The 21,805-nt window shown below is 37.8% G+C and carries 19 protein-coding genes; 9 read left to right on the top strand and 10 right to left on the bottom strand.

The genetic code is table 11. The features are described 5' to 3' along the window. Positions 1 to 357 (top strand): hypothetical protein, encoded by a 357-nt coding sequence (locus PVK71_RS04960; protein ID WP_274419410.1) that lies wholly within the window; start codon positions 1 to 3, stop codon positions 355 to 357. Between the two features lie 77 nt (positions 358 to 434). Further along, the gene (locus PVK71_RS04955) at positions 435 to 866 is read left to right on the top strand and encodes a hypothetical protein (protein ID WP_274419409.1); all 432 of its coding nucleotides are present in this window, start codon (positions 435 to 437) and stop codon (positions 864 to 866) included. A gap of 34 nt (positions 867 to 900) precedes the next feature. On the opposite strand, the gene PVK71_RS04950 is transcribed toward PVK71_RS04955, so the two are convergent. From PVK71_RS04950 to PVK71_RS04940, 3 genes are all read right to left on the bottom strand, one after another. Further along, a complete protein-coding gene (locus PVK71_RS04950) occupies positions 901 to 1,845 on the bottom strand; it encodes a DUF4339 domain-containing protein (RefSeq protein ID WP_274419408.1) in 945 nt (314 codons plus the stop codon). A gap of 179 nt (positions 1,846 to 2,024) precedes the next feature. Continuing rightward, positions 2,025 to 2,663 (bottom strand): inovirus Gp2 family protein, encoded by a 639-nt coding sequence (locus PVK71_RS04945; RefSeq protein ID WP_274419407.1) that lies wholly within the window; start codon positions 2,661 to 2,663, stop codon positions 2,025 to 2,027. A 227-nt stretch (positions 2,664 to 2,890) separates the two neighbouring features. Then, a complete protein-coding gene (locus PVK71_RS04940; protein ID WP_274419406.1) occupies positions 2,891 to 4,432 on the bottom strand; it encodes a hypothetical protein in 1,542 nt (513 codons plus the stop codon). A 172-nt stretch (positions 4,433 to 4,604) separates the two neighbouring features. Here PVK71_RS04940 and PVK71_RS04935 point away from each other — a divergent pair, with 172 nt between their 5' ends. Then, a complete protein-coding gene (locus tag PVK71_RS04935; RefSeq protein ID WP_274419405.1) occupies positions 4,605 to 5,300 on the top strand; it encodes a hypothetical protein in 696 nt (231 codons plus the stop codon). 191 nt (positions 5,301 to 5,491) lie between these two features. Here the strand turns inward: PVK71_RS04935 and PVK71_RS04930 are convergent, their stop codons facing one another. Further along, a complete protein-coding gene (locus PVK71_RS04930; protein WP_130047160.1) occupies positions 5,492 to 5,641 on the bottom strand; it encodes a hypothetical protein in 150 nt (49 codons plus the stop codon). 184 nt (positions 5,642 to 5,825) lie between these two features. Here PVK71_RS04930 and PVK71_RS04925 point away from each other — a divergent pair, with 184 nt between their 5' ends. The 5 genes from PVK71_RS04925 to PVK71_RS04905 all read left to right on the top strand — a co-directional run bounded on the left by PVK71_RS04925 (position 5,826) and on the right by PVK71_RS04905 (position 11,248). Continuing rightward, entirely contained in the window at positions 5,826 to 6,434 is a 609-nt protein-coding gene (locus tag PVK71_RS04925) for an outer membrane beta-barrel protein (protein ID WP_274419404.1), read from the top strand. Positions 6,435 to 6,576: 142 nt separating this feature from the next. Further along, positions 6,577 to 8,121 carry a long-chain-fatty-acid--CoA ligase gene (locus PVK71_RS04920; protein WP_274419403.1) on the top strand — a complete coding sequence of 515 codons (1,545 nt, stop codon included), beginning with the start codon at positions 6,577 to 6,579 and terminating at the stop codon, positions 8,119 to 8,121. 83 nt (positions 8,122 to 8,204) lie between these two features. Continuing rightward, positions 8,205 to 8,606, top strand: coding sequence for a hypothetical protein (locus PVK71_RS04915; protein WP_274419480.1), 402 nt, complete (start codon positions 8,205 to 8,207; stop codon positions 8,604 to 8,606). 384 nt (positions 8,607 to 8,990) lie between these two features. After that, positions 8,991 to 10,403, top strand: a complete 1,413-nt coding sequence (gene pykF / locus PVK71_RS04910) for a pyruvate kinase PykF (RefSeq protein ID WP_274419402.1) — start codon at positions 8,991 to 8,993, stop codon at positions 10,401 to 10,403. A gap of 182 nt (positions 10,404 to 10,585) precedes the next feature. Continuing rightward, positions 10,586 to 11,248, top strand: coding sequence for a GntR family transcriptional regulator (locus PVK71_RS04905; RefSeq protein ID WP_274419401.1), 663 nt, complete (start codon positions 10,586 to 10,588; stop codon positions 11,246 to 11,248). Positions 11,249 to 11,618: 370 nt separating this feature from the next. On the opposite strand, the gene ilvN is transcribed toward PVK71_RS04905, so the two are convergent. The 6 genes from ilvN to PVK71_RS04875 all read right to left on the bottom strand — a co-directional run bounded on the left by ilvN (position 11,619) and on the right by PVK71_RS04875 (position 21,203). Next, positions 11,619 to 12,113 (bottom strand): acetolactate synthase small subunit, encoded by a 495-nt coding sequence (ilvN, locus tag PVK71_RS04900; protein WP_274419400.1) that lies wholly within the window; start codon positions 12,111 to 12,113, stop codon positions 11,619 to 11,621. Beyond that, the gene (locus tag PVK71_RS04895; protein ID WP_274419399.1) at positions 12,113 to 13,834 is read right to left on the bottom strand and encodes an acetolactate synthase 3 large subunit; all 1,722 of its coding nucleotides are present in this window, start codon (positions 13,832 to 13,834) and stop codon (positions 12,113 to 12,115) included. The genes ilvN and PVK71_RS04895 overlap by 1 nt, the downstream gene beginning before the upstream one ends. A 349-nt stretch (positions 13,835 to 14,183) precedes the next feature. Continuing rightward, positions 14,184 to 16,034, bottom strand: coding sequence for an AMP-dependent synthetase/ligase (locus PVK71_RS04890; RefSeq protein WP_274419398.1), 1,851 nt, complete (start codon positions 16,032 to 16,034; stop codon positions 14,184 to 14,186). Positions 16,035 to 16,281: 247 nt separating this feature from the next. Beyond that, the gene (gene leuO / locus PVK71_RS04885; protein ID WP_443111725.1) at positions 16,282 to 17,271 is read right to left on the bottom strand and encodes a transcriptional regulator LeuO; all 990 of its coding nucleotides are present in this window, start codon (positions 17,269 to 17,271) and stop codon (positions 16,282 to 16,284) included. Between the two features lie 348 nt (positions 17,272 to 17,619). Continuing rightward, positions 17,620 to 20,037, bottom strand: a complete 2,418-nt coding sequence (locus PVK71_RS04880) for a bifunctional aspartate kinase/homoserine dehydrogenase II (RefSeq protein ID WP_274419397.1) — start codon at positions 20,035 to 20,037, stop codon at positions 17,620 to 17,622. Further along, positions 20,037 to 21,203 (bottom strand): O-succinylhomoserine (thiol)-lyase, encoded by a 1,167-nt coding sequence (locus PVK71_RS04875; protein ID WP_274419396.1) that lies wholly within the window; start codon positions 21,201 to 21,203, stop codon positions 20,037 to 20,039. The genes PVK71_RS04880 and PVK71_RS04875 overlap by 1 nt, the downstream gene beginning before the upstream one ends. 184 nt (positions 21,204 to 21,387) lie before the next feature. Here PVK71_RS04875 and metJ point away from each other — a divergent pair, with 184 nt between their 5' ends. Next, positions 21,388 to 21,708, top strand: coding sequence for a met regulon transcriptional regulator MetJ (gene metJ / locus PVK71_RS04870; protein WP_274419395.1), 321 nt, complete (start codon positions 21,388 to 21,390; stop codon positions 21,706 to 21,708). Positions 21,709 to 21,805: the final 97 nt, after the last annotated feature.

Raw genomic sequence — 21,805 nt, 5'->3', positions numbered from 1 at the left:
ATGAAAAAGGCACTTATCACACTCGCATTAATCGCAAGCACCTTTACGACTCAAGCATTGGCTGAGTCTGCACCAATGGATATTTCAGTAGAAACACTTCCAGCTCAACACAACATTAAGGTAACGGCTCTTGCTAATAATCTAAAGGTGACTGGCATTGTAATGAACCGTGGTAATTGTGATGTGAAGCTGGCTCAAACACGCTTACAACTAATCCAAAATAAACCACGCCCTCGTTACCCTGTTTCTCTAAACTATGGACAAAGTACCATTGCTTACGCATTAACCTATCAATGTGACGTTCGTGAAGTTACCGTTCAAAGTAATCAAGGTGATTGGACGTGGACATTTAACTAATTCAAACTATTACAAAAAAACCAACGGCACACTTCAAAGGAGGTGTGCTGTTTTATTTTCAATTGGAGTTATTCATCATGTCATTTGCCGTTTTAATTCTTTTCGCATTATTCATAAATCAGATTAACAATTTACCAATAACAAAAGGGGCATTTAGCCTAAAGGCAACATTCTGGGGATTTGGGGTTCTAGGTAGCGTATTGCTATATGGGCTCAGTATTTGGTTCTTCATGGATAAACTCAATACAAGTACCTTAGAGTATCAAGTTAATTCGGCACTCACTACGGTACTGTCTGTTTGGCCTGTTTATGCTTACATTGCTTTACGTGGCATTTGGAATGCATCAAAAAACTCAGGAGTATTGGCAAAATTAGCGGCTCGTTATTTTTCCATTTTCTTTGTATCAATAATCATAGGCTGTGCACTAATCCTTAAGTTTCAATACGCAGCAGCATTAATCATTATTCTGATTATGAAAAAACAGAGAGCTAAAAAGCTCCCTGCCTAGATATCAACGAGAGGAGGTTTAGCTCCTCTTTTTTTTAGTTATATGTCAATCTAAATGGCTCAGAACTACACTGCGTTGCTGCCATACCTTCTGCATCATTATTACCTTGCACATAACAGTAACCACCATCTTGCGCTGATTTAAGGTAGCTGTAGTCACATCCATTAGAGCCGCACAGGTTAGAGTAAGAAATTCGATAAGTAACATCATCAAGCATGGCAACACTAATATGCCCAGTCATTGCGGCATCAGTATTCGTGGTGTTCAGATACATTTCTAATTCGATAGTATTCAAATCCATCCCACCAACTTGAGCGTTAGATTGTGGCTGGTAGTTATATGAGTCATTATCATCAAAGTACCCATCACCATGTAATGCAATAGCCGCAGACGCTATTAGGTTACAAACTAACGATAAAACGATTAACCCTATCGTCCACTTCCATTGCTTACCCATACGGTCATGAATATAACAAGGGGCAAATAACCACCACCAAGACCAGCCAGTGTAACTGGCTGACTTCTTAAATCGCCATAAGTCTTCTGCCCATGCAGTAAGGATAATTAATAACGAAATTACAGCCATACCCGATGTTGACCATAACCCAAATGCTTGCCTACTACTTCCCTCAATCAAATAAGATACAAGATACGTTGCAATGGCTGCAAAGGTAGGCGCATAGATAAAACGCCAAATACCCCCCAACTTAGTACTAAAACTTTCTTCATTAGACTTAGGGGTTAGCACTGTTTGTAACGGTGGTGGTACATCATTGTTGCTTAGTGGTGGTGGCACATCTTCTAAGTATTGAGCTAATTCACTTTCTTCTAGTGTTACCCATTCTGTCATTCCCTTTTTCCATACTTGAGTTCCTTGATGGATAACCCCTTGAGTAATCAATTCAATTATCTCAGTGGTAGATACACTCCCTTCCCTTTTGCCTTTCGATTCATAGAACCACATTGCTTGTTCACTCATTTTATTTACCTAACGTAATAACAATAAAAGAGAAACGTACAATCCGTAGGGGCATTAAGTGTCTCATACCGTATTAGTGGTATGAGTAATGATTTGTTTTGTGATAAGTAACGCAGAAACATAGTTCTATGGGACTTAGGAAGCTCGCTACGCCTCCTAATGATTTAGATACTATATTATTAACTAAAAGCCCTTTTTACGACGATACGAGGACTAGCACCAAACGAACGTACTCTAGATGAAATAACTTTGGTTTGTTTCTTACACAAGTAACTGGCTCTATACATTAGGCTATCTAGCTGGTCTTCATAATAAGGTGAATTACCATCAATGTAATAACTGCCATTCTTAGGGAAGTGTACTAACCCTGATTCACTAGCTACTGCTTCACCTAATGCACTAAACCACGCTTGCTGTATTCGATTCGCTAATGTTCCTACTACCCGATAATTACCTAATAGGTGATAAGCGTCTTTGTTAAATAGCAATAGTAAATGGTAGTGCTCTAGTTCGTTCTCTGTGCCTATTTCTCTCGCCCATACATAACGTAAGGTATTAGGGTAAATACGAGTACCTAGCTTACTACGTTTTGATTCATAGGCTTTGAGTTGTGCTTTAAGTGAACTAATAAAACGAGTTATTAATCTAGACTGATTGATTAGGTCATTATCAGGTAAGTGTAAATCTACTCTTAATGCAAAGACTCTTGTGTAATCGTCTAGCATATCCTGAACAGTATTATCTAAAGTAGTTAGGTATTGATAATTTAAGCCTTCGCCTTGCTTATACAGTGAGCATGGATGTATTTGATTAGTCATGTTGTTATTCCTTCAAAGTTAGTCTCAAAGGAATAGTTGAATAGATTATTTTTTATTGGTGATAAGGAGTAACGTTAATCAAATGAGTAATGAGTATGTATTAAGAAAGAACATATATAATATTATATCCAACACTACACTAATGTTGTTACCTAAAGGATGTTAAGGGCATTAATCAAAAACACCCTAGACATTCACAGGATAGCAGAAATGAAATCACTCTGACGTTAGGTGATGAGCGTTGACTCAATCATCGTGCGTTTATATGTTATTTTCTTTTTCTCCGTCTTATTTTTTAAGTAATTAATCACATGATAAAATTCATTTTCTTTTTCATTTGGAAAGTAAGAATGAATCGAAAGCAGCGGCACGACCTCACCATGGACTTTAAAAGTCCGGGGAATATTATTAGAGGTAATAATATGATGATATCGGTTGTTTTGTTTATTGACATTAATCCAACCATTTTGTATCAATAACGAGGCATATTGATAAGCAATTCCTATAGAAAATGCCACCATTCCTTGTACTAATAAAACATATAAACGCAACGCAATAATTTGTTCTTCTCCATATTTAATCTCTAAATTAGTAATATCAACCTCACTCTTTTGATACAGCCCATACATGAGGCAACAAGTTAAATCATCATCCGATACACACATTAATGTTTTAAGCATCCCTTTAGTAAGTAGCTTATCCCAATGTAATAGCTCATATATTGAATGTTTTTGACTTAGCTTAACTTTCAATAGTTCGAACCTACGAGCCTGTATGAAATCATGTCGTTCTTGTTCTGAATACTTTTTTTGCTTACAAATAGCCCTCTTTTTGGCAATGTCTTGTTGAGAAATTAAAAGATCATCCCAGCATTCACTTAATATCTTAGAGGCTATCCGATTTAATTTAATTTGCATTAGGTCACCTGTATCCCATGCATTTCTGCTGTAGTATTTTTGGCGGAAAAAATCTCTCTCTTTCTCTGTTATAGGTTTTAATATGAGTAATATTTGGATGTCTTGGTCTTCTTTAACTATGTAACGATATGCTGATTTATAATGCTCATGGTTTAAATAAAGTTTATCAAATAGATCTATCGCATTAGGCAGGCAAGGCGATAATAATTCCTGCTGTTTAATGTCCTTTATTTTTTTTCCCTTAACTCCCTTCAATACATAAACATTCTTAACTTCATTAAAGAATGTAGCACTGGTTTTCAAAACAGAGATAAGCTCAGCGTCTATTGATTTTTTTTGAATCCGCTTGAATTGTCCCTCACTTATCCCTCCCATCAGATAACACAGATCATTAATCGTCAAATGCGTAACAGTTCCAAACTCATCTTGATGAGCAATTAATATCAATAAAAGCCATCGCTGACCTGCCGAAATGGTACGGTTAGCATTAGGGTATCTATTCTCCATTTCTCGTAAAAAAAACTTAAAGTCACTTGTTTTTTCTCGTGCACCTAATACAAGCTCACCCCCAAGCCAATCCATTAAATTATGCTTTAAACTATATCTATACTTAGCTTTATTTTTTTCAGGATAACGCCTTTCTTTAATGAGAAAACCGTTCTTATTCAATTTGGAAAATAAAGAGACTACATTGTTTAAACTCACATTATATCTCTCTGAAAACCTATCTAACCGCTCACTAAAATCACACCCACATTCACACTCGCGTATGCATTCACATTCAGCTTTATATTTAACTATTAAATTAATTAAAAGTATTTTTTCATCAAACTTAAGATTATCTATGTTCAAAATATACCCTTATACATATCGAAATAACTAGGGGTTAAAATGAATTTTAGGAGAGGTTTACCCTGCGCTAAAAGTATAAATCCCAATAATGATAACGCAGAGGTATTACGTATTCTACAAGCAGAGGTGTTATAGTTGAAAAATTAAATATTTGAATGCATAAGGTTTACTGATGAGTTATACATTGAAGGGATTAGATGAACGTTTGAGTTGGATATCAAATACAGATAAACAAGCTGTATGGTTACAGCAATACTTGGATAACAAGGGGTGGTTTAACGAAGATATTTTTGATACTGAAGGACTAGAATTTTTAGAGTTAATAAAAAATACATGGGGTTCATTGGAGAACACAGCGGAAGAAAGAGAGCGTATTAGTAAAGCTAGAAGTGCATGGAATAGCTACTCAAAAGAATCTAAAAACCAAACCTATTCTCTATCAGGTGCAGTAACTAAAAGAGTCAATCAATTGGCTAAGAAAAATGATGTTACTCGTAGTAAAGTTATCGAAGAATTAGTAAAACAAACTGATGACATAGACAAGCTAGAAGTAAAAATCAGAAAGTTACTAAGGGTAATAGAGGCTAAAGATGACGATGGTTATTCGATTAAATATCTAACTCAATCGATCAGTGATATGTTCAAAGTTGATGAACTCAAAACGAAATTAGAAGCTACTACTGAAAGATTGCGAGATAAAGAACTAGAACAAAATTCCCCTCAAGAGCTTACAGATGAAAATGAATATCTAAAGAACGAGCTAAGAGAATTAAAGAGTCAGCTCAAGCAATCGAAAGAAGACTGTATCAAATATCAGGAAGAAGCAGAGAAAGCAAAAAGTGAGTTAGATGAATATCTAAGTAATTAAAAATGAACATGACATTATATTCATTTTAATCACAACAAATCACTTTAGTAACAACAGTTGTAACAATAGCTAAAATTTAAACCGATATTAATAATTAATAACAACCAATTACAGAACCAGTTCAAATCTGGGAGGGCCACCAAATTAGAAAAAGGCTGATAAGTATTTTTACTTATCAGCCTTTTTACTTTTTAATTTATCTTCTTTTTCTTGATGATTAATAAGTAGCCCACCAAGAGTAAAAATATAGATAATTCTATTGCTGCCCTCATCAGCCCTGAAGTACATACGGCAGCAATAATCAATGCAATAACAATCGCTAATAATCCTTTTTTATTCATATACTCCATCCTAGAAATCATTCGAATACTATTATTCAAGATCTCTCGTCCAATGAAAAATAGCAAATAGCACTATCAAAGAACCAATCGCACTATCAATAGATCACAAAAAGCCATTAATAATTTGGATATTCAATAAAGCTACCTATACTGGTTGATAATTACTTTGATCATGGAGCTATCAATGAAACGACTACTTTTCCCCCTTCTTATCTCCACCACTTCTTTCTATGCTCTTGCTAACGATCAACCTAAAGTTAGCGGCTTTTATGTGGGAGCAGGTTTCGGAACATTTGGTTATTCAGAAGAAGACTCTTGGAATGACAATAATGATAACCTTCTCTCTGCAGAAGCTGATGGCAACTCAACAAAAATTTATTTAGGCTATCAATTCAATAAAATAGTTGGTATTGAAGGCACATATACCGACTATGGTACAGCCAAAGCGAAAGTTGGTAGTTATTCAATGAAGCCAACGTCTATTTCCTTAGCTGCAAACTTAGGTTATACCTTTACAAATGGCATTAGACCTTTTGGCTTGATTGGTATGTCAAGTTTAGATTTAAATCAAAATGAAGAGCAATTAACTGACGATAGCGGAGTGGCTTTTAAATTTGGGTTTGGTGTTGAGTACTCTCCAGAAGCTTTAGAAGGTGTTCAATTTAGAGCAGCTTATGAGATGGATATGTATGCCGTTGAATATCTTGATTACCAAAGCGGTAGTGGAGTAACAACAGAAACGAACCTATACGCTTTAGACTCTTTATATGTCGGTGCTTCTTATAAGTTTTAATGGCAACATAGAGCATTGGTATCTCAACCTTTGCTCTTATTCTTAATAAACGAATAAAATGTTTTTTCCTCTCTGCTTTTATTTCTTTCTTGATATACACTTCCAGACATTCAATATTTACTAATAACAATAAAGGTTAACTATGTACAATTTAGCCAATAATCTTGAGCGCAACGCCACTTTTCGTCCAAACAATATCGCTTTAATCCTTCAAGATCAGAAAATTACTTATCAAGAATTAAATCAAAAAGTGAACGCCATTGCGGATCACTTAAGTCAGTTAAATATTAAACCAAACGAAAAAATCGCACTCTCTTGCCCTAATACGCCAGAATTCGTTATTGCTTATTATGCGATTCAAAAAATAGGGGCTGTTGTTGTTCCTTTAAATGTCATGCTAAAAGGCGAAGAAGTGGCTTACCACTTAAAAGATTCTGATGCCGTAGCTCTGATTTCATATCAAGGTTCAGATGCAATGCCTATCGGCCAATTTGGTTACGAAGGCTACACAAAAGCCGATTTTTGTGAACACTTTATCCTTATCGAAACCACACCAGACTCTCAAAAACCAACAGCTGCTCACTCTTTTAATCAATGGTTAGAAACAGGCAGAAAAACCTTTGAAACTGTATATCGTTCCGCAGAAGACAGCTGTGTAATTCTATACACATCAGGAACAACAGGCGCTGCAAAAGGAGCCGAATTAAGCCAAAGTAATATGTTATGTAATGCACAGGCTTGCCAAGCATTAACCAATCAAAAAGGCACAGATGTTAGTATCGCTATACTTCCTCTTTTCCATACTTTTGGTCAATCACTGATAATGAACACCTCTATCCTTGCTGGTAGTGCTTTAGTTCTTATTCCTCGCTTTGTACCAAAGACGGTAATTCAACAGATACATGAACATAAGGTGACGCACTTAGCGGGTGTTCCAACCATGTTTATCGGCCTATTAGCTTATGCAGAAAAACACCCAGCCGCTTATCTTAAAGAAATAGCACAAACTCTGAAGGTAGCAATCTCAGGTGGCGCTTCCATGCCTGTCGAGATATTGAAACAATTTGAAGAGAAGCTACAAGTACCTGTTATTGAGGGTTACGGTTTATCAGAATCCTCACCTGTTGCTGCATTTAATCATCTAGAGTTTGAACGAAAACCGGGAAGTATTGGACAACCATTACCTGGTGTAACTATGAAAGTAGTAGATAAAAATGGTCATGAAGTTCCAACTGGCCAAGAAGGTGAATTAGTCATTCGTGGCCATAATGTAATGAAAGGTTATTACAAAAAACCACAAGAAACAGCGAAAACAATTGTAGATGGTTGGCTTCACACCGGTGATATTGTTCGCTTCGATGATGAAGGCTATATCTATGTTGTTGACCGTTTAAAAGAATTAATTATTAGCGGTGGTTACAATATTTATCCAAGAGAAGTAGAAGAAGTGTATATGAAGCACCCTTCTGTTCACCTTGTTGCGGTGATTGGTGTTGAACATCCTCGTTTTGGCGAAGAGGTTAAAGCATTTGTCATTTTAAAAGAAGGCCACTCTATTTCAGAAAAAGAGTTAATCAAATGGAGCAAAGAGCACCTAGCTGATTATAAGTGCCCTAAACATCTTGATATTGTTGAAGCTCTACCAATGACAGCGACAGGAAAAATCTTAAAAAGAATGCTGAAATAAACACCACAACTTCGCAAGTATATTCCCATAATAAAAATAAGGTATATACTTGCAAGTATTCATTTCATTACTGGACAAATATGATGTCAAAGAAAACAGATAATGGTATTTGGTTTGCTTATATTGCAAGCCTACTAACCCCAATTACTCTTATGGTTTCAGGTATTATTGCAATTATTTATGCGGGCTACCAAATGAATAAAGGCACGAATGATGAAGTCATTGATAGTCATTACTACGCAATCATTAAAAGTTTTTTTCTTTTCCTAACATTTTTCGTTGTTTTGGCAGTAACAGCTGCAACAATGAGTGGCATGGCTGCGGGTCTTGACTACTGGGTGGACAGCTCTATCATTGATAAAATTTATGCTGCAATTCCAGTTATTGGTGCAATAATCTCAGTACTTGCAATTGGTACTTGGTTCGTTAAATTAGCGAAAGGCATGCAAAAACTTAAAGCATATCAACCAATTGAAAATCAATAATATAAAGGCGCTTAATGCGCCTTTTTTATTTCGAGTAATAAAATAAATATTTGCCAAAGATCATACTAACTAGAAAGTGATCTTCACAGACTTTGCTGTTAGAATTTGCGTCAAAATAGATAAAAACTTACGAAAAAGACATGTTCGAAATTGTGTCGAGTAATGTAAATTTGTTTTTAATATTGTGATTAAAGTACAAATTGTTTACCTGTATCAATAATCCATTACTCTTTTCGAGCTAAAATACAGGTAATTATGAATTTCAATGCTTAGCTATCGTGTTTTTTGAAGAACAAACTGTTGTAATTTTTCAACACTTCAAACATTGGCTGAGCATTACTGCGTTTATCATTTTAAATATACTCATCTGGAGAGATTTCTCACATGAAAAAGACCAAAATCGTTTGTACGATCGGCCCAAAAACTGAATCTGTTGAAAAACTAACTGAACTAGCAAATGCTGGCATGAACGTTATGCGCCTAAACTTCTCACACGGCGACTTCGCAGAACACGGCCAACGTATTGATAACGTACGTCAAGTAATGAAAAACACTGGCAAGCAACTTGCTATTCTTCTTGATACTAAAGGTCCTGAGATCCGTACAATCAAACTAGAAAACGGCGACGATGTTGCTCTAGTTGCAGGTCAAGACTTTACATTCACAACAGATATTTCTGTTGTTGGTAATAAAGACGTTGTTGCTGTTACTTACCCAGGCTTTGCTAAAGATCTTGAAGTTGGTAACACTATCCTTGTTGATGACGGTCTAATCGAAATGGAAGTTGTTGCGACAACTGAAACTGAAGTTAAATGTAAAGTTCTTAACAACGGTGACCTAGGCGAAAACAAAGGTGTTAACCTTCCTGGTGTTTCTGTTCAACTTCCTGCTCTTTCTGAAAAAGATAAAGCTGACCTTAAATTTGGTTGTGAGCAAGGTGTTGATTTCGTTGCTGCTTCTTTCATCCGTAAAGAAGAAGACGTTAAAGAAATCCGTGAACTTCTTGTTGCTAATGGCGGCGAGAACATTCAAATCATCTCTAAGATCGAAAACCAAGAAGGTGTTGATAACTTCGATTCAATCCTAGAAGCTTCTGACGGTATCATGGTTGCTCGTGGCGATCTTGGTGTTGAAATCCCAGTTGAAGAAGTAATCTTCGCTCAGAAGATGATGATCGAAAAATGTAACCGTGCACGTAAAGTTGTAATCACTGCAACTCAAATGCTTGATTCTATGATCAAAAACCCACGTCCAACACGCGCAGAAGCGGGTGATGTTGCTAACGCAATCATGGATGGTACAGATGCAGTAATGCTTTCTGGTGAATCAGCTAAAGGTAAATACCCTGTTGAAGCGGTAACTATCATGGCTCAAATCTGTGCTCGTACAGATTCAGCACTAAAAGCAGAGCTAGGCTCTCGTCTAGACAGCCCACGTCTACGTATTACTGAAGCTGTGTGTAAAGGTGCAGTAGATACAGCAGAGAAACTAAACGCTCCTGTTATCGTTGTTGCTACTGAAGCTGGTAAATCAGCTCGCTCAATCCGTAAATACTTCCCAACAGCTAAAATCATCGCTGTAACAACTAATACTAAGACTGCTGCGCAGCTTTGTCTTTCTAAAGGTATTACACCAATGGTTGTTGATTCTATCGACAGCACTGATGCATTCTACCTACGCGGTAAAGAACTAGCTCTTGAGTCTGGTATCGGCGCGAAAGGCGACATCGTTGTTATGGTTTCTGGTGCTCTAGTTCCATCAGGCACAACAAACACAGCATCTGTACACGTACTATAATTCGACTATTTAGATCGCTTTAACAATACGTTCAATAAAAGAGGGCCTTCGCCCTCTTTTTTTATGAAATTTATTGCGCCATATATACAACACGATATACTAGAAATAAATAACAGTATTTGTGACGGTATGTGATTTTCCATGTCTTTCATAAATAATACGAATTTATAAGAGAGCCTATTGTGTCTAGTCCAACCCTTACAGATAAAGTATCAAAAATGATCTATCAAGATATCCTTAATGGCGATCTTATACCTGGTCAAAAATTAGTTGTTGCCGAATTAAAAGAACGTTACCACGTTGGAGCATCCCCTATTCGTGAAGCTCTTGTGCAGCTATCTTGGAATAAATACGTAACATTAGAACCTCAAAAAGGCTGTTGGGTAGCCTCTATATCAGAAGCAGAGTTAAAAGATCTATTTGAAGGTTTACGAATTGTTGGCAAGGTTTTACTGGAAAAATCCATTTCAAATGGTGATGAAGCTTGGGAATTAAACATTCTTACTAGCTTTCATAAATTAAGCAAAGTAAGCCTAGAGGAGCCATCAGTTAATGTAATCAAAGAATGGGAAGATCGCCATTCCGCATTCCACAGTGCGCTCATTGAAGGTGCAAATGCGCCTATTATGTATAAATTTCATCAAGAATTAACCAATCAAATTAAGCGCTATCATCACCTACAATCTGATAACCAAAGCATTTATAAAGCACAAATCAACTACCTAGAAGATCATGAAGCTCTAATGAAGCTCGCTTTATCTCGTAATTCAAATAGATCCGTAGAACTTCTAGATAATTACTATTTAAAAACAATGGATATGTTATCAGCCTCTTTTTCGGCTTAGATATAAAAATAAAACGGAAAAAACCAGACAATGTCTGGTTTTTATTACCATCCGAAAAATTCTTTATTATGAGTACTAATTAATAGCACCATTAATAGGAAGTAAATCGCACTCAACTTAAAACCTAAAACAGCCAAACTTCCTACAGTAAGCCTTACTAAAAAGTCAGTAAACATAGAAGCCTCACATCATTTTCAGTCCTCTCCCATCACCCTACTGCCTGAGTAATGTTCTCTATAGACTTGTGTATCAGTAGCCATAAGTATAGACAAGGTTAGACTTTAGTCTAATAACCATTATCCAAACAAAATAAAACCCTCACAAGGAAGGCTTTATAGTTAAGATTAAAAAGTAACAAGTAATAAACAGATTATACTTTTAACGCCTTTTCTCCACGAGCAATGCCTACGACGCCACTTCTAGCTACCTCAACGACTTCAGTTACCTCTGCGACGGCCGTAATAAATGCATCAAGTTTCTCGGACGTTCCAGCAAGCTGAATGGTATATAGAGAACTGGTTACATCAACAATCTGTCCACGAAAAATATCTGCTGTACGTTTCACTTCTGCTCTTGCAAAACCACTGGCTTTCACTTTAACCAATAATAACTCTCGCTCAACATGTTCAGTTTCTGTCACTTCTTGAACTTTAATGACATCAATTAATTTATGTAATTGTTTTTGGATCTGTTCAAGCTCCATCGCATCACTTGCTGTTGTAATATTTAAGCGAGAAAGCGTTGGATCTTCTGTTGGTGATACGGTTAACGATTCAATGTTATAACCACGCTGAGAAAATAAGCCAACAACACGTGATAAAGAACCTGATTCATTCTCTAATAATAGTGAAATAATATGTCTCATTAGGTTCTCTCCGTTTTGCTTAACCACATTTTATCCATTGCCTCACCTTTGATCTGCATAGGATAAACATGCTCTGTTTCATCTACGTTTATATCAACAAACACCAGGCGTTCTGTTAATGACAGCGCCTTCTCTAATCCAGATTCAAGCTCATCAGGATGATTAATTCGAATACCAACATGACCATAAGCTTCTGCAATCGCAGCAAAATCAGGTACTGATGTCATGTAAGAATTAGAGTGGCGACCTTGATAGATGATATCTTGCCATTGCTTAACCATGCCTAAGAATCGATTATTTAGATTGATGATTTTTACAGGGATGTCATATTGCAATGCCGTTGATAACTCTTGAATGTTCATCTGAATACTGCCATCACCAGTGACACACACAACCACTTCATCAGGATGAGTAAACTTCACACCTAATGCTGCTGGTAAGCCAAATCCCATGGTGCCAAGACCACCAGAGTTAATCCAACGACGTGGTTTATTAAATGGGTAATATAGCGCAGCAAACATTTGATGCTGACCAACATCAGACGCGACATAAGCGTCACCATTCGTTAGTCGATGTAAGGTTTCAATGACTTGTTGAGGCTTAATACGGTCAGGTGAGGTTTCGTAAGATAAGCATTTTTTATCTTGCCATACTGAAATGTCTTTCCACCATTGTTCTAAAGCTGCCTCATCATTACTCCCACCTTGCTCAACAAGCAATTTCAGCATCGACTCTAAAACGACCTCTGCCGAGCCAACAATAGGCACATCAACTCGAACATTTTTAGAAATAGATGAAGGATCGATATCAATATGCATGATGGTGGCATCAGGACAATATTTTTCTAAATTATTGGTTGTTCTATCATCAAAACGTACCCCAACACCAAAAATAAGATCAGCATTGTGCATCGCCATATTTGCTTCATAGGTACCGTGCATACCTAGCATACCTAATGCATTTTTATGAGTACCAGGAAAAGCACCCAAGCCCATAAGCGTACTGACTACAGGTAAATTAAGTGATTCTGCTAATTTAATAACGTGTTGTTCTGCTGAGGAGATAACAGCGCCACCACCAATATACAGCACTGGTTTTTTTGCAGCTAAAAGGGTTTTAAGGCCTTTTTTAACCTGACCTTTATGCCCTGTTGTCGTTGGATTATAAGATCGCAATGACATCGACGTCGGATATTGATAAGGGAATTTAAACGCAGGGCTCATGACATCTTTTGGGATATCAATAACAACAGGTCCAGGACGGCCTGTTGAAGCAATATAAAATGCTTTTTTTATAATTTCAGGAATGTCTTCTGCTTTTCTAACTAAAAAGCTATGTTTAACTATCGGACGAGAAACACCTACCATGTCACACTCTTGAAAAGCATCAGTCCCAATCATGTTGTTTGGTACGTTTCCAGAAAGCACAATCATCGGAATAGAATCCATATAAGCGGTTGCGATTCCTGTAATCGTATTGGTTGCTCCAGGGCCTGAACAAACAAGAACCACACCCGGTTTACCGGTTGCACGAGCAAATCCATCAGCCATGTGCGTAGCTGCTTGCTCATGTCTTACCAACACATGCTGAATATCCTCAGATTTCATGTGTAGTGCATCATAAATGTCTAGCACTGAGCCACCAGGGTAACCAAAAATGTGCTCAACACCTTCATCAATCAGAGACTGTACGATCATCTCTGCGCCAGATAACATTTCCATATTTATCTCCAGACATTTAAACCCTCAACTTATACGAAATGAATTATCGATAAGTTCATGGTTTACATAGTTAGGGCTTATTTTTAGCCTAAACCGATATTAATTAAATTAAAATCCTATGTAGACAACAGTTATTGGTAACAAAAACCACCATCACGAAACAACTTTAACCTTTTATTAGCACCTTGGTCTAGAGGTGTTTTATTAAAATCACCTATATAGTTAACAATAAATACTAAAACTCTGATTTTGTATTTAATGCAATGCTCCTATTAACTTTGCTCTCAAATAAAAAAAACCAGCCTATATAAGACTGGTTTCTTTTATTATTCAGAAGGATAAAGATTAGTTATGATTTATCTTTCTTTCCTTTTTGATCTTTCTTCTCATCGTACATTTCTTCAATCTCGTCTTGGTAACGCTCATTGATCACTTTACGACGTAGTTTTTGAGTTGGCGTCAGTTCGCCTTTGTCCATCGAAAATTCTTTAGACAACAAAGTAAACTTTTTCACTTGTTCAAAACGAGCTAATTCTTTTTGTAAATTTGCTACGCGTTTTTCAAGCATCTCTACTATTTCACTGTGTTTTATTAATTCCATGCGGTCATGGTAAGCAATATTTAGTTCTTTCGCGTACTCTTCTAGAGCGTCATAGCAAGGAACAATAAGTGCAGATACAAATTTACGAGTATCGGCAATAACGGCAATTTGTTCAATGAAGTGATCTTTGCCAATCGCACCTTCAATCACTTGTGGTGCAATATATTTACCACCAGACGTTTTCATTAACTCTTTAATTCTGTCAGTGATATATAAGTTACCTTCTGCGTCAAACTCACCTGCATCACCGGTTTTTAAGAAGCCATCTTCAGTAAAGTTACTTTCTGTCTCTTCAGGTTTATTGTAATACCCCTTCATGACCATTGGACCACGAACAAGAATTTCACTGCTCTCACCAATTTTAACTTCGGCACCAGGCATTAATGTTCCGATAGAATCCGGATGAAATTTACCGTCTTCCCAGCATGAGATCGTTGCTGTGGTTTCTGTCATGCCGTAACCTAATTTTACATTTACGCCAAGTGCATGGAAGAAACGCCCAATTGTCGCATCTAATTTTGCACCACCACATGGCATAAAGTTGATCTTACCGCCTAAAATCAGGCGTAGCTTTGACAATACTAGTTTATCTGCAATCTTATGTGATTGTTTAAGTAGCCATGATGGTTCACGCTGTTCTTGCTGGCACGCTGACATTTTCGCACCCATGTTTACAGCCCAAGTGAACATCACTTTGCGATGAGCGGGTGCACGAGATACTTTTTCATGAACCGTTGAGAAAATCTTTTCATAAAAACGAGGAACAGCACACATGACTGTTGGTTTGACTTCTATCAACGCTTCTTTGATTAAGTTTGTATTTGGTAGGTAGCAATTTGTTGCCCCTTTATAAAGCACATAGAACGTCCATGCACGCTCAAACACATGAGATAAAGGTAAAAAACACAGTGACACATCTTTTTCTGTTAATGCTAAATTTGTGTTATGCGCCTCTAGCTGTGAACCGACATTAATATAATCTAACATCACGCCTTTTGGCTCACCGGTTGTACCTGAGGTATAAATCAATGTCAGTAAGTCATCCATTTCAGCGCTATCTAGACGAGCTTGAAGCTCCTCTTTATGTATATCATCAGCTTTAGAAACAAAATCATTCCACGAGATACCCGCTTGATGATCATTTAAATCAATATCATCACTCAATGCTACAATATGAGTCAATTGAGGGCATTGCTCAAAAATAACCACGGCGGCATTATATTGAGCTTGCTCACCAACAAATAAAATACGAATATCAGCGTCATTTATAATGTAAGCCGCTTGAGTTGGTGTATTTGTTGGGTAAATAGGTACAGGTACAGAACGCAATTGCATCGTTGCAAAGTCGGCAACCGTCCAACGAGGCATATTATTTGAGAATATCCCTACCTTTTCTTGTACTTTCAATCCATGAGCTAATAGGGCTAATGATAATGTATCCATTTGCTCACCAAATTGCCCCCAAGTAATATCACTCCACGCTTCGCACTCAGTATCAATTAAAATACTGCACTTACGTTCACGCAATGCGGTAGTATTTGGCTTATTAGCAATATGTTGGCGGATCTCTTTTACAATATGTGGGTTTTGGATAGTCATCTCGAATTCACCTTTAGGCTTACACTTGTAAGCTATAATCTGCACAAAGTGTACAATTGGTGGCAAAAAAGGCAACTGTTTCTCTGTATAAAATGTAAGTATTGTTGTGTGAAACCCATTTCACGAGTGTGCTATTAACAATTTAATTATTTAAAAGCTACATTTTATTTATATCGTATGAACACCGACAAAAAAGGCAGTGTAAATACACTGCCTAAAACACTTATACTATTTCTAATACCGTAAACTAAAACATCATACCTTTACTTGATGCTACGACTTCTTCACCACAAATAAGCATTAGTTGATCACGCATCCAAATATGCCCTTTGTCCTTTTGGTATGAATCGTGCCAGCTTAAGTAACCACTGATACTTTTTGATTCTACTGGTAAGTCAAGAATCGATAACTGAGCACGGTTTGGCATTGAGTTTACTAGCCATCGTGGTGCTACGGTAATCAACTCTGATTGAGAAACTACATAAAGAATGTTGCTGATACTCGCCCCTTTATAAGCTTGATCATAAATTGGGTCCATGTAAATATGATCAGCAAAACCTTTGGTATTCTCAAGACGAGCTGGCACGGCATGTTTCTCACTCGCCAATTGATCTTTTGTTATGCTTCCTTGAATTCGAGGATGATTTACAGAAGTTACAACCACAAGTTCATCAGTAAATAACTCGGTACTCATGTATCCCGGCTGATCAAAGCGCACATAATCAATAACAAAATCGACTTCTTGGTAACGTAATTTTTGAGCGATATCAGATTCATGCTCACCAGATAGCTTAAGGTTTATATAGGGCGCTTTTTGTTGGATCTCTCGCATAAGACGCGGAGCAAAACGGATGTCCGATGGACTGCAAATAGAGAGTTTAAATTGTCTTGCTGAAGTTTCAGGTGAGAATGTAGAGCTTGGTAATTCATTTTTTACTAATTGTAAGGCCTGGCGCATTGGAGCAAATAGTTGACGAGCTCGTTGTGTCGGTTGTATGCCTCTTCCATGACGAATAAATAATTCATCATTAAACATCACTTTTAATCGAGAAACCGCATTGCTTACTGCTGGTTGTGACATTCCTAAATTGTGAGCCGCACGTGTAATATTTTGCTCTTGCATCACAGCATCAAATACAGTCAATAGATTCAAATCGACACTTCGCAGCACTTGTTCTGAACTGACACTATTTCCTGCTATATCTCCAAGCATTGGGGTAATTTTTGGCGTATTCATTATGGTTCTCTCAATCTGCAGTGAATCAATTAATTCAAAAAATTAATAGCTAAAGAATGAGTGGCTACGCTTATTATTGTTATGTTTCGAACTATTTATCGTATATATGTTAGCCAACTCAGGGCCATCATCACTGAATAGATTTACAAAATCCATAGCATGCAAAATATTTTAATTTTAATTTATGCTTAATTTAATTTAACAGCCGCCAACTTATTGTAAATAAAAGAACATACAAGAAAATATAAAATAACCTAAAAACGCTTTAAATCCGTTTTTTCTTACAATAAGTAAAAAAAAGCCATGTGATATAACATGGCTCAAATAATAAGACGATCATTTAAGGTATTAAAAAAGTGCAGAAATACGATTTAAATCTGATTGGATTGCCCCAGCCGTTACCTCTCTTCCAGCACCCGGCCCTCGAATAACTAATGGATTATCTTTATACCATTTACTTTCAATAGCAAAGATATTATCGCAAGGTAATAAGTTTGCTAAAGCATGATATTCAGACAACGCTTCGATGCCTACTGTCGCACTGCCATCTTTATTTAAGCGAGCAACATAACGCAATACTTTCTGTTCTTTTTTGGCTCTCTCTAAGCGTTCGAGCAACTCTATATTAATGAGCTCTCCTTTTGATAAGAAATCGTCTAAGCTGACTTCTTTTAATTCAGTAGGCACTAAAGATTCGACTTTAACTTGAGTAGGTTCAATTTTTAATCCTGCCTCTCGAGCTAAGATAACTAGCTTTCTCATGACATCAGAACCATCTAAATCGTTTCTTGGATCTGGTTCAGTCAAGCCTTGCTGCCATGCAAGATCCACTAACTCTGTAAACGGCACATCACCATTATACTGCTGAAATAACCAAGATAAGGTACCTGAAAAAATACCGGATAACGCAAGGATCTCATCACCACTTTCTCGTAAATCTCTTACTGTGTGATTAATCGGAAGGCCTGCACCAACGGTTGCATTATATAGCCAACGACGACCTGTTTTAGCAAATGCATCAATCACGGCTTGATATTCATCGCTTGGCGCTGAGCCTGCGACTTTATTAGCAGAAATAAGATGAATACCTTGTTCTGCAATTTTTGTATATTGCTGTGATAGCTCGGCACTTGCTGTGACATCTAATACCACCACATCATCGTAACCCTGTATTGCACCAAGTTGTTCTATCCAAGAAAATTCTTGATAAGCAATCGCTTCATCATCAAAGCGTTTCGTTATCGCATCGCTCTCTAATCCATCAAAATCCAGCCAATGACGGTGACGGTCAATTACGCCAACAAGAGAAAACTGCATCCCATGGCGCTTTTCAAGATTACGTTTTTGTTGAGTAAACAAAGATAACCACTGAGATCCAATGTTGCCATGCCCACATAAAACCAGTGCTACCCGCTTTTGAGCCTGAAATAAATGCGTATGAATACCATTGATCACTGGCGTAGTATCTAGCGTGCGTAATATCGCCACCAAACTTAACCCAGATTCTGATTCACACACAAACTCAAGTGGACAGTTTTTTAGCTGATGATAGAAACCATGGCTATGAATAGCATTGCTTGTCACGCCAGCCCCAACGGCAGCGATCATTGAATAGCCTTCTTTGAGTTTAATCTCAGCATGAACAGCAGAGCTCTGTAATACGTCTAATGCTTCATTGACGACTTCAGAGGTATAAGCAAGTAATAATGTAAATTGATCCGCTTGTGCTTCTAAAGCCAAAGGCTGAAGCTGAGAGCGAGTAAGAAGGGAAAGCACCTCTTGTTTCGCACGTTCAAAATCTTGCCCTCGACCAAAGCCTAATTGAATTAAGTACACTTCTTCAAGTGATGTAACAATTTTAGCTCCGCGCCCTGAAGCTAATACTCGCTCAATTCTAGTTGAACCAGATTCTGGTTGATAACTGCAGCGTAAACTTAAATCAAGCGCACTCTGAGCAACAGGTTGTAATGTTCGACTGTGCAATACAGGAGCAGCTAACCGAGCTAACTCACTCGCTTCATCTAAACGAAGTAATGGCAATAAACACGCGTCGTCGACTTTACGAGGATCGGCACTAAATACCCCAGCAACATCGCTCCAAATGGTAACGCGAGAAACTTCAGCTAATGCGCCTATGACGGTTGCTGAATAGTCTGAACCATTACGACCAAGCAGAACGGTTTCTCCTTTTTGATCGCGAGCCATAAACCCGGTGATCACAATACGTCCATGAGGATGCTGAGCAATTTGCTCTTTGAATAATGGCCAAGAATGTGTGCGATCGACCTCTGGCTGAGCAGCTCGCTCTGCGCGTAAAAAAGTACGAGAATCGAGCGGAGTAGCTTGTAGATCAATTTGATTTAAATAAGCAGCAAGTAATCTTGAAGACCATACTTCACCATGACCAAGTACATCCGCTTGCTGAACATCTGTCAAAGGAGCATGTAATTGACCAATAGCGACCAACTCCTTATGCAGCTCCTCAAGTAATGGCTCTGCATTTTCAGCAGTCAATAATTCAGAGACTAAGCCTTGTTGGTATTGGCGTAAGGAACCCAATGCTTCATGCGCAAGGCGACCATCTTTTGATAGTGCCTCAAACCACTCTAAAATACGATTCGTTGTATTACCCGCAGCAGAGACAACCACTAAATCATGATCATGAGAATATTCTTTTAATATGGTAGCTACACGACGGTAACACTCTGGATCAGCAAGGCTACTACCACCAAACTTATGTAATTGGCGCGTGACGACTCCTGTCATTATTTCACTCCTGCTGCTACAAGGAAGGCTTGTTTAAGATCGGCAATCAGATCTCGGCTGTCTTCTAATCCAACGGAAATACGTAATAGTGTTGGAGCCAATCCAGCTTCTGCTTGCGCTTCATCAGACATCGCTCTATGGGTCATGCTACCCGGATGAGCAATGAGACTTTCTACTCCACCAAGTGATTCAGCTAAAGAGAAATATTTGAGCTCTTTTAAAAACACTTTTAGTTGTTCTAATGAACCATTTAACTCAAAGCTTAACATTGCACCAAATCCTGCTTGTTGGCGTTTAGCAATATCATGGCCCGGGTGTTCAGGTAAACTTGGGTGATAAATTGTGCCTACTAATGCTTCTTCTTGAAGACACTTAAGTACCTCCATTGCATTCTCTTCATGCACTCGCATACGCGCACCTAAGGTACGAATACCACGTAAGGTTAAGTAGCTATCAAATGCAGTGCCTGTTGCACCAATGCAATTCCCCCACCATGCGAGATCGTCTGCGTGCGCTTGTGTTTTTGCGATTAATACACCACCAACAACATCAGAATGACCATTAATGTATTTAGTTGTCGAGTGAAGGACAAAGTCAGCACCAAGAGTTAAAGGTTGCTGTAAGACAGGAGAAAGGAAAGTGTTATCAACAGCAACTAAAGCACCTACTTTTGCGGCTTTTTGACAAATTTCAGCAATATCTACCACTCGAACTAATGGATTAGAAGGGGTCTCTAATAAAATAAGTTTAGGCTTTTTAGCAATGGCGGCATCTAAAGCCTTAGTATCCGATTGATCAACAAATAAGGTTTGGAAGTCACCTTTATTAGCGCGAGTGTTAAACAAACGATACGTGCCGCCATAACAATCATGAGGGGCAACAATGAGATCATCAGGGCCAAGCAAAGCTGAAACCATAAGATTAAGAGCTGAAGTACCGCAGTTTGTCACAACCGCACCAGCACCACACTCTAAATCAGATAAGGTGGTCTCTAGTTGTGTTCGAGTTGGGTTTCCTGAGCGAGCATAATCGTACTTTGGTACATCACCAAATTCAGGGAAGCTGTAGTTAGTTGATAAGTAGATAGGAGGCACAACCGCGTTGTGTTGTGAATCGCTTTCAATGCCAGTACGAACTGCAATAGTTGCCGGTTTTCTCTCGCTCATAATTTCCCTTCCAAACTGCTAGGCAGTGGTATAATCTAATCCATAAGTTATATTCTTCTACTTTACCACTACAAAATGAGACGTCAATACTTCTAGACGTCTATATATCTTTGCTTATAGCCGTAAATATCGCTAGAATTAGAGACTCTAACTCAACATCAATAATTCTGAACGAAGGTGAACAATGGCTGATTGGAATGGTGACTATTTAAGTCCTTATGCCGAACATGGTAAAAAAAGCGAACAAGTAAAAAAAATTACTGTTTCTATTCCAACAAAGGTACTGCAAATCCTTACTGATGAACGTACGCGTCGCCAAGTAAGTAACCTACGTCACGCAACGAATAGTGAACTATTATGTGAGGCTTTCCTTCACGCTTATACAGGCCAACCTTTACCAACGGATGAAGATTTGCGTAAAGACCGTCCTGATGATATTCCTGCAGAAGCAAAAGCATTAATGACCTCAATGGGCATTGAATTCGAAGCGTTTGACGACGAGTAAATAACTTTCATCTCCGCCTCCTGTCTCCTCCTCATTTTTTATAAATCAGGAGGATTACATTTCTACTTGCTTAATAAACAATCACAGTGCCCTACTA

This window comes from Aliivibrio sp. S4MY1 (assembly GCF_028765545.1).
In the GTDB taxonomy this organism is placed as follows: Bacteria; Pseudomonadota; Gammaproteobacteria; order Enterobacterales; family Vibrionaceae; genus Aliivibrio.
This window is presented reverse-complemented; position numbering and strand designations above follow the sequence as displayed.

Bases quoted from the DNA above. Each gene is read 5' to 3' on its own strand.
- ilvN (WP_274419400.1), bottom strand. From the start codon at position 12,113: ATGAGACATATTATTTCACTATTATTAGAGAATGAATCAGGTTCTTTA.
- PVK71_RS04955 (WP_274419409.1), top strand. From the start codon at position 435: ATGTCATTTGCCGTTTTAATTCTTTTCGCATTATTCATAAATCAGATT.
- PVK71_RS04925 (WP_274419404.1), top strand. From the start codon at position 5,826: ATGAAACGACTACTTTTCCCCCTTCTTATCTCCACCACTTCTTTCTAT.
- leuO (WP_443111725.1), bottom strand. From the start codon at position 17,271: ATGAATACGCCAAAAATTACCCCAATGCTTGGAGATATAGCAGGAAAT.
- PVK71_RS04960 (WP_274419410.1), top strand. From the start codon at position 1: ATGAAAAAGGCACTTATCACACTCGCATTAATCGCAAGCACCTTTACG.
- PVK71_RS04880 (WP_274419397.1), bottom strand. From the start codon at position 20,037: ATGACAGGAGTCGTCACGCGCCAATTACATAAGTTTGGTGGTAGTAGC.
- PVK71_RS04930 (WP_130047160.1), bottom strand. From the start codon at position 5,641: ATGAATAAAAAAGGATTATTAGCGATTGTTATTGCATTGATTATTGCT.
- metJ (WP_274419395.1), top strand. From the start codon at position 21,388: ATGGCTGATTGGAATGGTGACTATTTAAGTCCTTATGCCGAACATGGT.
- PVK71_RS04935 (WP_274419405.1), top strand. From the start codon at position 4,605: ATGAGTTATACATTGAAGGGATTAGATGAACGTTTGAGTTGGATATCA.
- PVK71_RS04875 (WP_274419396.1), bottom strand. From the start codon at position 21,203: ATGAGCGAGAGAAAACCGGCAACTATTGCAGTTCGTACTGGCATTGAA.
- pykF (WP_274419402.1), top strand. From the start codon at position 8,991: ATGAAAAAGACCAAAATCGTTTGTACGATCGGCCCAAAAACTGAATCT.
- PVK71_RS04915 (WP_274419480.1), top strand. From the start codon at position 8,205: ATGTCAAAGAAAACAGATAATGGTATTTGGTTTGCTTATATTGCAAGC.
- PVK71_RS04945 (WP_274419407.1), bottom strand. From the start codon at position 2,663: ATGACTAATCAAATACATCCATGCTCACTGTATAAGCAAGGCGAAGGC.
- PVK71_RS04890 (WP_274419398.1), bottom strand. From the start codon at position 16,034: ATGACTATCCAAAACCCACATATTGTAAAAGAGATCCGCCAACATATT.
- PVK71_RS04920 (WP_274419403.1), top strand. From the start codon at position 6,577: ATGTACAATTTAGCCAATAATCTTGAGCGCAACGCCACTTTTCGTCCA.
- PVK71_RS04895 (WP_274419399.1), bottom strand. From the start codon at position 13,834: ATGGAAATGTTATCTGGCGCAGAGATGATCGTACAGTCTCTGATTGAT.
- PVK71_RS04950 (WP_274419408.1), bottom strand. From the start codon at position 1,845: ATGAGTGAACAAGCAATGTGGTTCTATGAATCGAAAGGCAAAAGGGAA.